This window comes from Bacillus sp. GW823-FHT06A10 (assembly GCF_058795375.1).
This window is the reverse complement of record NZ_JBXAHT010000002.1, coordinates 126,329-139,694: the sequence shown is the minus strand read 5'-3', so window position 1 is coordinate 139,694 and position 13,366 is coordinate 126,329. Positions and strand designations below refer to the sequence as shown.

Genomic DNA, 13,366 nt, shown 5'->3' with positions numbered 1-13,366 from the left:
TAAAGATTTTTTTCTATGCAAACTAATCTCCTTCTTCTTTTCATAAATAAATGAATAATATACAAAATTAGCCACAAAATAGCACTATATTACAAGATTAAAGAGGGCGTACATATGATTTGGAATTGGTTACGTAAGAAAAAAAAATCAAATACACCAGAAGCAAACGAAACAGATAACTGGGAGCAGCATTCTAACAATCAAGAGGATGATAACAAAGAACAGACTAGAAGTATGAAACATAATAAAGGTAAAAATAACGAGCAAAAAGATTCTTCTCAGGATAAGCAACAAAGTGCTAAACAGGAGGACTCGTCTCAAGATAAACAACAAAGCGCTAAACAAGAGGATTCCTCTCAAGGTAAGCAACAAAGTGCTAAACAAGAGGATTCCTCTCAAGATAAACAACAAAGTGCTAAACAAGAGGATTCCTCTCAAGGTAAGCAACAAAGTGCTAAACAAGACGAACCTTCTCAAGAACAACAGCAACATTCTAAGCAAGACAACTCAGAGCAAAATCAACAACACTCTAAGCAAGACAACTCGGAGCAAGGGCAACAGCAACATTCTAAGCAAAACGACTCCGAGCAGGATCAACAACAAAGTGCTAAACAAGACAAATCTTCTCAAGGACAACAGCAGCAAAACTCTAAAGGTAATAGTATTTATGACTTTACAAAACCAGAAAAAGATCGTATTCATTCTTTACAAAATTTAATAGAGAAGCTGAAAAAGTCTAGTGATTTTGTAAATTATCATACATCCGACGATGAAACGATGCCTTATTGGATTTCTTACTATCGACCTTCACTTGATGGAGAAAAATTACAAAAGTATTTAATGCCCACTCTTTTAGAACGACCTAACGCATCACTAGAAGAGCTGAAGGAACATATCCCGATGAGCGGCATTACAATTACGAACGACTTACAAAAAATTGAGGATATGGTTTTAAAGGGGCATGCGATTATTCAATTGAATCAGCAAGATCAAAAATGTATGCTTGCAAACATTGCAATTGATAATTATCGTGCACCAACCCCTCCTTTAAACGAATCAACTGTTATTGGTCCGCAAGAAGGTTTTGTAGAGGATATTGATACAAACATTAATTTAGTTCGAAAACGTCTTCCTGTTTTGGATTTACAAACAAAAGAAATGATTATCGGCGAGTTTTCCAAAACAAAAGTTGTCATGATGTATTTAGACAACCTCGCTGAAAAAGATAATGTAGATTTTCTAGAAGAATCATTACGCGCTCTTGAGTATGATCAAATTAATGATAGTGCTTATATACAAGAATTGATGGGTGAAAAATCGATCTTCCCTCTCTATATTAATACAGAACGCACTGATAGAGTTACAAAAGCACTAATTGATGGAAAAATCGCTATTTTCGTTGATGGTTCTCCAAGTGTTTTACTAACACCTGTATCCTATTTCGATTTTTTCATTTCACCAGAAGACTATAACGTCTCCTGGATGTACGCTACATTTTCAAGGATTTTAAGATTAATTGCCGTTCTATTTTCAATTTGCGCTACACCATTATACGTTGCAGTTTTAAATTATCATTATGAACTTATTCCAAGTGATTTACTTGAAACTTTGATTTTATCAAGGGCACAAGTACCATTCCCACCTTTAATTGAAGCGCTCTTTTTAGAACTTGCAATTGATTTATTAAGAGAAGCCGGCGCAAGGTTACCAATGAAAGTTGGTCAAACGCTCGGTATTGTAGGCGGTATCGTAATCGGGCAAGCATCTGTACAAGCTGGTTTAACGAGCAATATTTTATTAATTATCGTTGCCTTATCAGCACTTGCTTCCTTTATTACACCTATTTATAAAATGGGTAACGCTGTTCGATTACTACGCTTTCCTTTTCTTATGTTTGCAGAAATAGGCGGATTGTTCGGGATTTCTCTTGGATTTATCTTCTTATTTACTCATCTATTCAGGCTTACTTCTTTACGCAAGCCATACGCTTTGTTTTATCCAACAAGACAACAATCTGTTAAAGATTCTTGGATTCGTTTTCCTTTAACAATGATTGATACAAGAGATGTACAAGCAAGGCCACAACATGTAAAAAAAGCAGCGAAAGGAATTTCAACAAAACATAGATCAGACTTTGATGATTAAGAAATGAGGTGCATTCGATGAGTAAAGTTCAAGAAAAATATCAAATATCTCCTGTCTTTGTTTTCTTCTTAATTCACGGTGCACAGTTCGGTGCTGGAGTTCTCGGATTCGCTCGAATTATCGCAAAAGCCGCTGGATACGACGGCTGGATGGGAGTTATAATCACGGGAATTTTCATCCATATTATTATATGGATGATGTATGTCTTATTAAAAGAAACAAATGGGAATTTAGTTGATTTACATCGGCAAACATTTGGAAAATGGCTAGGAAATGGCATTAGCATCATCTTTATGGCTTATTTTTTAATCGTTAGTATTTCAGTCATCCGAACATATGTTGAAATTATTCAAGTATGGATGTTTCCTACCGCTTCCACCTTTATGTTAACACTCTTTTTATGCTTAGTTAGCTATTACATTATCTCTTCTGGATTTCGTGTAATTACCGGTATTTGCGTCATCTCTGTTGGTGGTACATTAGGATATTTATTTCTAAGCTTATTCGTTTTGAAATATTCACATTGGGATAATTTACTACCTATATTCACACATTCTTTTTCAGACATTTTAAAATCCGCTCAACTGTCAATCTACAGTATGACCGGTTTTGAGATTTACCTCATGGTGTATCCATTTGTGAAAAAGCCTATGCAATCTCATAAATACGCTCAGCTTGGAGCACTATTTTCAAATCTTCTATATCTATTTAGTACCCTTTTAGCCTTTGCATTTTTTAGTGAGAAGCAATTGTTAAAAACAATATGGGCACAACTTTCTATGACCCAAGTCATTCAATTACCATTTATAGAAAGACTCGAATATATTGCAATTTCAGGCTATGCACTCGTTATTATTTCAAGTTTTATCCTCCCTTTATGGGCGTCAATGAGAGGAACTCATGAAATATTCCGTGTAAAACAAAGGGGTGTTTTAATTGCTTTTATCTTTATCACTCTCATTGTTTCGCAACTTTTAACAAACAGACACGATATTAATAACTTTATTAGTAATGTATCAAAAGTTAGTTTTTGGCTCATTTATGTATACATCCCAATCCTATTTATTATTGTGTGGGTGAAAAGAAAATGGAAAAAATCAAAAGCACAAGCAAATTAATACTTATTTCTTGTATAACATTCTTCAGTCTAATTGGATGTTTACAAAAAAATATTATCGATGATGTACAACTTATTCAAGGAAGCGTTTTTGATGTCGCAAAAGATAATAAAGTAAAAGTGACATTCGTTTGTCCCATTCAAAAAAAAGGAAATAAAGTTCAAGTTTTTGAAGGCAGTGCAAATGCGGTAAAACAAGTAAAAGCAGACACATCTTTAGAGTCTTCTCAACCTTTTGCTAGTGGACAAATGCGTGTCGCTCTATATACGATAAGACTTGCCAAAACAGGAATGTCTACTTCATTCGATACATTACTCCGAGATGTGAATATAGGGAACGCTTTATATGCTGCTTTATTAGATGGGAATGGTACTGAACTTTTAAAAGGCAAATATTCGACTTCATACAACGTTGCAATTTATATAAAAAAATTGCTAGAACATAACATGGAGACCGGACCTTTACCAGCGGATAATCTACATATAGGAGCATTTCGCTATTATCAAGAAGGAAAAGACTACTATATTCCCATTCTAAAGAAGCATGGTGATAAAATAAAAATTACCGGAATTGGCCTTTTTAAAAAGGATAAATATATCGGTAAAATTGCGGAAAAAGATATGTTCATATTTAAAGGACTATTAGAGAAACATAAATTAGATTCACATGAATTTAAAACAGATTCTGCGTACGTAATGATTAATAATATTCGTTCTGTTCCAACTTACGATATAAAAATTAAAAACGGAAAGCCTTCTTTTTTCATTCACGTTCGTCTTGACGCACGTATTCAAGAACTATCAAAACAAATTAACTTAGAAAATAACAAGAACACAAAAAACATTGAAAAAGATGTCCAAAAACAATTAGATAAACAAGCTGCTAAGTTAATTAAGCAATTTAAATCTTTAGGCGTCGATCCTCTCGGACTAGGTGCAAAGTATAAACAACATTATCGCCCATTCAAATTAGAAGAATGGAGACAAATGTATAAAGATGTTCCGGTTCATATAAAATACACCGTAAATATTACAAATTCTGGTGTCATTGAATGAGAAATGATTGAACTCCTCTCTCCAGCATGATACAACGGAGAGAGGAGTTTTTTATTATCAAATAGAGAGAGAAGATATTTATGGGGGAGCTTATGTCTAAAAAATTAGTAAAGCCTATTTTAAATGGTATTTTATTTCTCGGCGTCTTTTTATTTGCTCATACATACTTAAAAAATGTTTCCTTCACACGTTACTTGCTTGTCGTTATACCAATGTTACTCGTCGGTATTTTTGGCATCGATCTTATTTCATCGCTTTTAATAAAAAAAGAAGAATAACGAGCGAACATCTTATTTCGATAAGATGTTCTTTTCATTTCATAATCACCTTATGTTACAATAAACTTCGGCATAACGTAAGAAAGGATGAAACAACATGACAAACGAAAAAGGTTTAGATAAAGGATACGAACTTGTTGCGAAAATGCATGAAGTATTCGGACATCCTGTGACAAATACTCCAACAAAATTAACAGAAGAGCGTGCAAAAATCCGTGCAAGTTTTATGCAGGAAGAACTAGAAGAATTTCTAGAGGCAACGACTGTTGAAGATCAATACGATGCACTGATTGACCTTATTTACTTTGCATTCGGAACGTTTGCAGAAATGGGCGTACGTCCAGATAAAGGATTCGAAATTGTAAACAACGCCAACATGGCAAAACTATTCCCTGATGGGAAGCCTCGATTCCGTGAAGGCGACGGTAAGATTCTAAAGCCAGAAGGCTGGCAAGCACCGGAACCACAACTTCGTGCTGAAATTGAACGTCAGCGTCAAGAAGCTGAAAAAAACTGCTAGGATTTCCTAGCAGTTTTTTATTATGGCTTTTTTTCTGCCAATCATTAATGACCCACGTGCCCTGCGTGTCCTGCTGCTCCACTAATACTAGCTGCTCCTGCTGCTGCCCCTGCTCCTCCTGCTCCAATTCCACCTGTCCAAGGAGAAGATTGTTGCTGTTGTTGATATTGCTGATATTGTTGATGATGTTGGTGCTGTTGACCTTGGTGTCCATGATGTTGGCCTTGGTGCCCATGATGACCGTGTTGGCCTTGATGACCTTGATGACCTTGGTGATGGTGGTGACCTTGGTGTCCATGATGTTGGCCTTGGTGGTGATGTCCATGGTGACCATGTTGGCCTTGGTGAGTTTGATAAAGAACAGCTTGCGGATGAATGTGGTGGTGACCTTGATGATGTACTTGTTGTTGGTGATGACCATGATGGCCTTGGTGACCTTGATGGTGATGATGACCATGATGGCCTTGGTGACCTTGATGGTGATGATGACCGTGGTGGCCATGTTGGCCTTGATGGTGATGATGACCATGATGGCCTTGGTGGCCTTGGTGGTGGTGATGTACATGATGACCGTGGTGGCCTTGGTGATGGTGATGTACATGATGATCGTGAACACCCTGTGGATAACCACCTACTCCTCCTGCCACTACACCTACTCCCGGTACAGGGAATCCTGTCTGCACTCCTCCAACGAAAGAAGGAAATGTAGTTGGTCCCCCTACTGGAATTCCTGTCTGTACGCCAGCTACTGATGTTGGAAATCCTCCTGTTACTGTAGGCATTCCAGCCCCTGATGTCGAAAATCCTCCCATTAATGTAGGCATTCCAGTTTGCATGCCAGCTACCGATGTTGGAAATCCTCCTGCTGCTCCACCCATCCAGCTCGGAATTCCACCGTATCCTTGTTGTCCTCCTCCCATTAACATCATTTGTTCATAACTATCCGATCCACCCCCGAAGAAACCATGTGGTGCATTATTGTCCATCCCTTTCATTCCTTTCACCTCTTCTGCTCAATTTTACCTACCTTTTTTATCATATTTCCTAGTGAAGAATAGGTGTTTGTCTTTATAAGAATTCCTCAACAAACAAATTAAAGGAAAAGATGCAAAACGCCTTTAAAGTAAACTTCTTTATAAATTAAAAACTTATATAAAAGTGATCCAAAGATTATTTTTTACACAAAAAAGCTCAGAGTATAAATACTCTGAGCTTTCATTTAGAATAAATTAGTTTGCAACAACGTTAACAAGTTTTCCAGGAACAACAATTACTTTACGAACTGTTTTCCCTTCAATTTGGTCTTGAATTGCTTCAAGTGCAAGTTGTTCCATTTCTTCTTTTGATGCGTCTTTACTCATTGTTAGTTTTGCGCGAACTTTACCCATAACTTGAACAACGATTTCAACTTCATCTTCTACAAGTTTAGACTCATCAAATGTTGGCCAGCTTGCATATGTGATTGTTTCATTGTATCCAAGTTTGCTCCATAGCTCTTCCCCGATATGAGGTGCAACTGGTGCAATCATTTTTACGAAACCTTCTACATATTCTCTTGGAAGTGTTTCAGCTTTGTATGCATCGTTGATGAATACCATCATTTGAGAAATCGCTGTGTTGAAGCGAAGCTCTGCATAGTCTTCTGTTACTTTCTTCACTGTTTGATGGTAAGCTTTTTCAAGCTCTTTATTTGGTGCGTCAGTAATTTTCTCACTTAATTCACCGTTATCTTGAACGAATAGACGCCATACGCGGTCTAGGAAACGACGAGCTCCGTCAAGACCATTTTCAGACCAAGCGATTGAAGCATCTAATGGTCCCATGAACATTTCGTATAGACGAAGTGTATCTGCACCGTGGCTTGCTACGATATCATCAGGGTTTACAACGTTACCTTTTGATTTACTCATTTTCTCGTTGTTTTCACCTAGAATCATACCTTGGTTGAATAATTGTTGGAACGGTTCTTTCGTTGGAACTACACCGATATCGTATAATACTTTATGCCAGAAACGAGCATATAGTAAGTGAAGTACAGCGTGCTCTGCACCACCGATATAAATATCAACTGGAAGCCATTGTTTTACTTTTTCAGGATCTACAAGTGCTTCGCTATTGTTTGGATCGATGTAACGTAGGTAATACCAACAGCTACCAGCCCATTGCGGCATTGTATTTGTTTCACGACGACCTTTTTTACCAGTCTCAGGATCAACAACATTTACCCACTCGTCAATGTTAGCAAGTGGTGATTCACCTGTACCTGAAGGACGGATGTTTTCTGTTTTCGGAAGAACTAATGGTAATTCCTCTTCTTTCACAGCTGTCATTGTACCATCTTCCCAGTGAATTACTGGAATTGGCTCACCCCAGTAACGTTGACGGCTGAATAACCAGTCACGTAGACGGTACGTTACTTTTTGATTTCCTGCGCTCGTTACTTCAAGCCATTCAATCATTTTTGCGATTGCTTCTTCTTTATTTAATCCATCAAGGAATGCTGAGTTTACGTGTGCACCATCACCTGTGTACACTTCTTTCGTAATATCTCCGCCTTTTACAACTTCCTTCATTGGAAGATTAAATACTGATGCGAATTCATAATCACGCTCATCGTGAGCTGGAACTGCCATTACAGCACCTGTTCCGTAAGTTGCAAGAACATAGTCAGCAATCCAGATTGGTAATTTCTCACCGTTTACTGGGTTAACTGCGTAAGCACCAGTGAATACACCAGTTTTTTCTTTCGCAAGTTCTGTACGCTCTAGGTCACTCTTCATTTTTACAGCGTTAATGTAAGCTTCTACCGCTTCTTTTTGTTCTGCTGTTGTAATTTCTGCAACAAGTGCATGTTCCGGAGCAAGTACACAATATGTTGCACCAAATAGTGTATCAGGACGCGTTGTGAAAACTGTGAACTTCTCATCTGTACCGTCGATGTTGAAGTGTACTTCTGCACCTTCAGAACGACCGATCCAGTTACGTTGCATATCTTTTAAACTTTCAGGCCAATCAAGCTCATCTAGATCTTCTAATAGACGATCTCCGTAAGCTGTAATTTTTAACATCCACTGTCTCATCGGACGACGCTCAACTGGATGTCCACCACGCTCACTCTTACCGTCAATGATTTCTTCGTTTGCAAGTACTGTACCAAGTGCTGGACACCAGTTTACAGGTACTTCATCAACGTAAGCTAAGCCTTTTTCAAATAGTTTTAAGAAGATCCATTGTGTCCACTTATAGTAGTTTGGATCTGTTGTATTTACTTCACGGTCCCAATCATAAGAGAAACCTAATGATTTAATTTGGTTACGGAACGTATTAATATTATGCTCTGTAAATTCAGCTGGGCTGTTTCCAGTATCAAGTGCATATTGCTCTGCTGGAAGACCAAATGCATCCCATCCCATTGGATGAAGAACGTTATACCCTTGCATACGCTTCATACGAGATAAAATATCTGTCGCTGTATAACCTTCTGGATGTCCTACGTGTAGGCCTGCACCTGATGGATATGGGAACATATCTAGTGCATAAAATTTTGGTTTTTCTGTCTCATCTGGCGTACGGAATGTTTTATTCTCTTCCCAGTACCCTTGCCACTTCTTCTCAATATCTTGATGATTAAAGCTCATGAGATACCCTCCTTGAAATTCTATTTATTTTCACCGCCCAAAATACAAAAAACCTCTCATCCCTAGAAAGGGACGAGAGGTTATAGATTCCCGCGGTACCACCCTAAATTAATGTAAAAATATACATTCGCTTAGATCCGTAACGTGGATTAACGGCAATTGCTACTATTAGTTTCACAACTGCAACTCAAAGGCGAGTTCATAACGAAACGTGGATTGACTTGCACCGACCGTCAACTCTCTAAACCAGCTTCTATTACTACTACTCCTTCTCACTGTTATTACACATATAAGTTAAGTGAACTATCCTTCATCTAGTATCTCTTAAGAGCTTACTTAAAGCGAGGACTTCTCGGTTAATCGTTACTCTTAATAACTAACGAATTCATCTTAAGACAGCCGAGCTATCTCCCTTGTTCTAAAGGTTGTTTTATTTAAATATATTCTAAAACATGTGAACATGTTCCGTCAAACTAAACTGCAATTTTTTCTTCAACTGCTTCTTCTACTTTTACTCGTTTATCATAAATACTCGTTGCTATAAGCGCTACTACAAGCATTACCATGATTGCTATAAACAATACTTCCATATTGTATAAATCCACAATTGCTCCGCCAACGACCGGCCCGAACATTTTCCCTACAGTCGCCGCACTATTTACGACCCCTTGATAAAACCCTAATTTATCTTTTGGTGCAAGTATATTTGCAATCGTTGGAACCGCAGGCCATACAAATAACTCACCAATTGTTAATGTTACCATCGCAATGAGGAACATCGTAAATTGCTGCGCTTGACTTAGCACAATGAATGACGCCGCAAAAATGAAAATTCCAATCATAATTTGTTGCTTTAAAGAACGCTTCATCCAGCGAATTAACATACTAACTAACGGCTGCGCACAAACGATCATCGCTCCGTTTATCGTCCATAATAAACTATAGTGGCGAAGGCTAATATTCAATTCTTGCATATGTGTTGCAATCGCTCCTTGCCACTGTACGTATGTAACCCAGCATAAAGCATATGCTACACATACGATAAGAAGTGCTTTGAATCCAGGTGTAAGTGACCAACCTTTTTTCGTCTCGACTTCTTTTTGCACTCCTGGCTCTTTCTTGTCTTCCATACCACGGAATCCAATAAAAGCAATTAAGAAGAAAACAAAGTATAAAATAAAGTTCGCTAAGAAAATATAATCAAAACGATATGAAGCAACTAAACCACCGCACGCTGTTCCAATCGCAATACCAACGTTTTGTCCAACGTACATCGCATTAAACGCTCGTCTTCCGCCCTCTGGCCAAACCGTACCAACCATCGCGTACATCGATGGGAAGACCATCCCAGAACCGAAGCCGATTAACGCTAGCCACACAACATATAACGGCCAACCGTGGAAGAACACAAGACCTAAAATCGATACAAGTGTAATGACAATCCCTACTAAAATTGATTTATAACCGCCCCATTTATCAAATAAAACACCGCCGAGCAAGTTTCCGATTACACCAGTAAGCGAGTTGATCATTAATACCATTCCGGCCACAGATAAAGATTTGCCTAGGTGATCATGCAAATAAATTGTATTAAAAGGCCATAAAAAAGAAGCACCCGTGACATTAATAATCATCCCAGCTACTAATAGCCATACTTTCCTTGGCATAGTTTCCCCTCCTATTCTATTTTTTTCGTTCATATATATAACAGTAAAATTGTAGTCGTTTTTAAATAGGAAGGCAACTGATTAATAGTTGATGAAATTCAGATAATGGTTTTGCGGTAAATGAAATTATATTGATTACTTCTTGGATTATATCAGCGATTATTAGAATATATCGGCGCAACTACAAATATATCAGCGATTATCAAAATATATCGGCGCAACTACAAATATATCAGCGATTATTAAAATATATCGACTTACCGACAAAAAACGACGACAGTAACAATATATAAAAGGGTAGACTGCATGAAATTTTCATGCAGTCTACCCTTATTTGTACTATCCAACTTCTTTTTCTCGCTTCGCACTTTCTTTAGCGCTCCATTTAAATATTTTATCTAGTAAGGAATATATTCTCCCAGATTCTTTCGTTAACAAAGGTCCTAACGATGCTAATATTAAAACATACAAAGCTGAGAATGGTTTAATCGTTGCCATTAAGCCGCCCGCAATTCCAATATTCGCGACGATAATGGAAAATTCTCCGCGTGATACAAGTGTTAAACCGATATTCGTAGAAGCCTTATGCGATAACCCAGCTTTACGCCCCGCAACCATTCCAGCAGTAAAATTACCGATAAGAGTAATGAAAACTGCTCCTAATGCCAACCACACTGCTCCGCCAAGTGAAAATGGGTCTATACTTAAACCGAAGCTGAAAAAGAATATAGCTCCAAAGAAATCACGAAACGGAACGACAAGCTGTTCAATTCGATCACTATGCTCTGTTTCAGAAAAAACGAGTCCTAGTAATAATGCTCCAATTGCCTCTGCAACATGAATCGTTTCTGAAAATCCTGCTACAAAGAATAAAATAGCGAATATTACGATAATAAAAATTTCATTGGACGAAATATCTAACATTTTATTTAAGAATCGTGTAGCTTTTCTAGCAACTACAAAGAATAGTAGCATATACCCTACTGCGATTAAAATAGATGTAAGAGCACCTACAAATGACGTTGCCCCTCCGAGTACTAATCCTGAAACGACTGATAAATATACCGCTAAAAAGATATCATCAAACATAATGATTCCTAAAATTAGCTCCGTCTCTTTATTACCAGATCTTCTTAAATCAACAATTACTTTCGCAACAATTGCACTCGATGAAATTGTTATGATCCCAGCAATAATTAATGTTTCTAATAAGGGGAAACCCATTATATATCCGTAAAGTAAACCTAATATAAAATTAAGCGATATATGAACAGTTCCCCCAAAAGCAATTGATTTTCCTGATTTAATTAATTTTTTAATTGAGAATTCTAAGCCTAAATAGAATAAGAGGAATATAACGCCAACACGGCCGAGGAAGGAAATAACTTCTCCACTTTCAATAAATCTTAAATCGATAAGCCCTAAATCTGGGGCATGTGGTCCCACTAGCATACCGAGTATAATGAGAAACGGAATAATCGAGAACTTTAACTTTGCAGCGAGAATAGCTGCAAAAGCGACTAATACTAACGCAGTTCCAACTTCAAAGATTAAAGTATCCATCGATTATGAATCCCCTCCTACTGAAAGCAACTCATTAATAATTCTTTTTACTTCATGTCTTTCGCCTGATAATACGAGCATATCGCCAGCTTCAATGATAGAATCTGGGCCTGGATTAAAGAACTTCTTCATATTCTTTTTCAAAATGGCAATAATCGTTACGTTATATGTGTTTCGAACATGTAAACTACCAATTGTTTTTTGTACAACTGGTGCATTATTTTCCACCTTAAACCACTCAATTGATAATCCCTCAAAAGCCATTTCAATCGTATCTAAAGCTTGTGGCCTATATACCATTCCGCCCAATATAGCTGCAATTTGTCTCGCTTCAGAATCACGAAGAGAGACACTTGAAATACTCTCTTCATGATCAGCATCAAAATGGTACATTTCTCTTCGGCCATCATCATGAATAACGATAACCATCTTTTCATTACCTTTTGTAATCACTTCAAACTTACATCCAATACCCGGCAGTTCACTCTCTCTAATATTCATATTTTCCGCCTCCTAATTTTTTAGTTACGGCTTTTATAAATCGACATCAATCTCCGTTTTAAAGGTCTCATCCTTTGAGATACCTAAATACTTTAGTGTCTCTGATGGAGTCGCGTGATGAAAATGTTTTTGCAATAGCGCAATCGCTATCCCTCTTTTGTACGCATGAAATCCGAACGTTTTTCGCATTGAATTCGTTCCGATTTTACCAACAACTCCAACTGCTTCTGCAGCATTATGAATTACACGATACGCTTGTTGGCGCGTAATTGAATTTGGCGTTTTATTAGATTGAAATACGTAATTTTCTCTTTTAACGCCAATAGATTGTACGTAATCTAAAAGCGCTTCTTTTACTTTTGTATTTAAATAAATATCTTGTTTAAATTTTTCATCTTTCACAGGAAGAGCATAAAACTCTTTAACAGTCCCGTCTTCATTTAATACATCTTCAAATTTCATGCTAAGTAGTTCTGTAATTTTTAATCCTGTGTTAATTCCAATAACAAATAAAAGATAATCTCGCTGGGAGTGCTCTTTTAAATATTTTTTCATAGCCTCAATTTGGCTTATATCTTTTAATGCCTCTACAACTTCCATACATGTATTCTCCTCATCTTATGAACGGTAATTTTCTCATTATGTTGTCCATTTTACCTTATCATGCTATGAGATTTCCATGTGTTATCCATTATTTTCACAATATACTCAGGTGGTTCTGAAAACTTTCAATGTGGAAACTTACGATTGTATAAATACGTTGCGGTAAAAAAATGTGGGGATAAAAGTTCAGCTTCTTTCTACAGATTGGATTCCTCCTTTCCTTATACAGCTACTTCTACTTTTATATTACGTTACTTACTTACATTATATTATACATT

The 13,366-nt window shown here is 37.1% G+C and carries 11 protein-coding genes and 1 other annotated feature; of the genes, 5 read left to right on the top strand and 6 right to left on the bottom strand.

The annotated features are described in order from the left end of the window. The first annotated feature begins 114 nt into the window (after positions 1-114). From AC1Q8M_RS15460 to AC1Q8M_RS15440, 5 genes are all read left to right on the top strand, one after another. Positions 115-2,145 carry a spore germination protein gene (locus tag AC1Q8M_RS15460; protein ID WP_000638086.1) on the top strand — a complete coding sequence of 677 codons (2,031 nt, stop codon included), beginning with the start codon at positions 115-117 and terminating at the stop codon, positions 2,143-2,145. A gap of 17 nt (positions 2,146-2,162) precedes the next feature. Continuing rightward, entirely contained in the window at positions 2,163-3,263 is a 1,101-nt protein-coding gene (locus AC1Q8M_RS15455) for a spore germination protein (RefSeq protein WP_000049081.1), read from the top strand. Continuing rightward, positions 3,233-4,318: a spore germination protein GerHC gene (gene gerHC / locus AC1Q8M_RS15450; RefSeq protein ID WP_000411387.1), complete on the top strand. Its 1,086-nt coding sequence runs from the start codon at positions 3,233-3,235 to the stop codon at positions 4,316-4,318. Before AC1Q8M_RS15455 ends, gerHC begins: the two co-directional genes overlap by 31 nt. A gap of 92 nt (positions 4,319-4,410) precedes the next feature. Beyond that, positions 4,411-4,596, top strand: a complete 186-nt coding sequence (locus tag AC1Q8M_RS15445) for a hypothetical protein (protein WP_000038781.1) — start codon at positions 4,411-4,413, stop codon at positions 4,594-4,596. A 97-nt stretch (positions 4,597-4,693) separates the two neighbouring features. After that, the gene (locus AC1Q8M_RS15440) at positions 4,694-5,116 is read left to right on the top strand and encodes a pyrophosphohydrolase domain-containing protein (RefSeq protein WP_000180554.1); all 423 of its coding nucleotides are present in this window, start codon (positions 4,694-4,696) and stop codon (positions 5,114-5,116) included. 44 nt (positions 5,117-5,160) lie between these two features. Here AC1Q8M_RS15440 and AC1Q8M_RS15435 read toward each other — a convergent pair whose 3' ends face one another. From AC1Q8M_RS15435 to AC1Q8M_RS15410, 6 genes are all read right to left on the bottom strand, one after another. Then, positions 5,161-6,111 carry a hypothetical protein gene (locus AC1Q8M_RS15435; RefSeq protein WP_098312885.1) on the bottom strand — a complete coding sequence of 317 codons (951 nt, stop codon included), beginning with the start codon at positions 6,109-6,111 and terminating at the stop codon, positions 5,161-5,163. Between the two features lie 234 nt (positions 6,112-6,345). Continuing rightward, on the bottom strand, positions 6,346-8,754 hold the full coding sequence (gene leuS, locus AC1Q8M_RS15430; RefSeq protein ID WP_000009442.1) for a leucine--tRNA ligase: 2,409 nt from the start codon (positions 8,752-8,754) through the stop codon (positions 6,346-6,348). Between the two features lie 65 nt (positions 8,755-8,819). Then, positions 8,820-9,039, bottom strand: a binding site (T-box leader). A gap of 188 nt (positions 9,040-9,227) precedes the next feature. After that, positions 9,228-10,421: an MDR family MFS transporter gene (locus AC1Q8M_RS15425; protein ID WP_001137537.1), complete on the bottom strand. Its 1,194-nt coding sequence runs from the start codon at positions 10,419-10,421 to the stop codon at positions 9,228-9,230. A gap of 339 nt (positions 10,422-10,760) precedes the next feature. Then, positions 10,761-11,984 (bottom strand): cation:proton antiporter, encoded by a 1,224-nt coding sequence (locus AC1Q8M_RS15420; protein ID WP_000380176.1) that lies wholly within the window; start codon positions 11,982-11,984, stop codon positions 10,761-10,763. A gap of 3 nt (positions 11,985-11,987) precedes the next feature. Further along, positions 11,988-12,485: a cation:proton antiporter regulatory subunit gene (locus AC1Q8M_RS15415; protein ID WP_001026053.1), complete on the bottom strand. Its 498-nt coding sequence runs from the start codon at positions 12,483-12,485 to the stop codon at positions 11,988-11,990. Positions 12,486-12,518: 33 nt separating this feature from the next. Next, positions 12,519-13,085 carry a tyrosine-type recombinase/integrase gene (locus AC1Q8M_RS15410; protein WP_000454206.1) on the bottom strand — a complete coding sequence of 189 codons (567 nt, stop codon included), beginning with the start codon at positions 13,083-13,085 and terminating at the stop codon, positions 12,519-12,521. Between the last annotated feature and the right edge of the window lie 281 nt (positions 13,086-13,366).

Excerpts from the sequence above, each read along its gene's own strand:
- gerHC (WP_000411387.1), top strand. The coding sequence starts at position 3,233 with ATGGAAAAAATCAAAAGCACAAGCAAATTAATACTTATTTCTTGTATA.
- AC1Q8M_RS15435 (WP_098312885.1), bottom strand. The coding sequence starts at position 6,111 with ATGAAAGGGATGGACAATAATGCACCACATGGTTTCTTCGGGGGTGGA.
- AC1Q8M_RS15460 (WP_000638086.1), top strand. The coding sequence starts at position 115 with ATGATTTGGAATTGGTTACGTAAGAAAAAAAAATCAAATACACCAGAA.
- AC1Q8M_RS15420 (WP_000380176.1), bottom strand. The coding sequence starts at position 11,984 with ATGGATACTTTAATCTTTGAAGTTGGAACTGCGTTAGTATTAGTCGCT.
- leuS (WP_000009442.1), bottom strand. The coding sequence starts at position 8,754 with ATGAGCTTTAATCATCAAGATATTGAGAAGAAGTGGCAAGGGTACTGG.
- AC1Q8M_RS15425 (WP_001137537.1), bottom strand. The coding sequence starts at position 10,421 with ATGCCAAGGAAAGTATGGCTATTAGTAGCTGGGATGATTATTAATGTC.
- AC1Q8M_RS15455 (WP_000049081.1), top strand. The coding sequence starts at position 2,163 with ATGAGTAAAGTTCAAGAAAAATATCAAATATCTCCTGTCTTTGTTTTC.
- AC1Q8M_RS15445 (WP_000038781.1), top strand. The coding sequence starts at position 4,411 with ATGTCTAAAAAATTAGTAAAGCCTATTTTAAATGGTATTTTATTTCTC.
- AC1Q8M_RS15440 (WP_000180554.1), top strand. The coding sequence starts at position 4,694 with ATGACAAACGAAAAAGGTTTAGATAAAGGATACGAACTTGTTGCGAAA.
- AC1Q8M_RS15415 (WP_001026053.1), bottom strand. The coding sequence starts at position 12,485 with ATGAATATTAGAGAGAGTGAACTGCCGGGTATTGGATGTAAGTTTGAA.
- AC1Q8M_RS15410 (WP_000454206.1), bottom strand. The coding sequence starts at position 13,085 with ATGGAAGTTGTAGAGGCATTAAAAGATATAAGCCAAATTGAGGCTATG.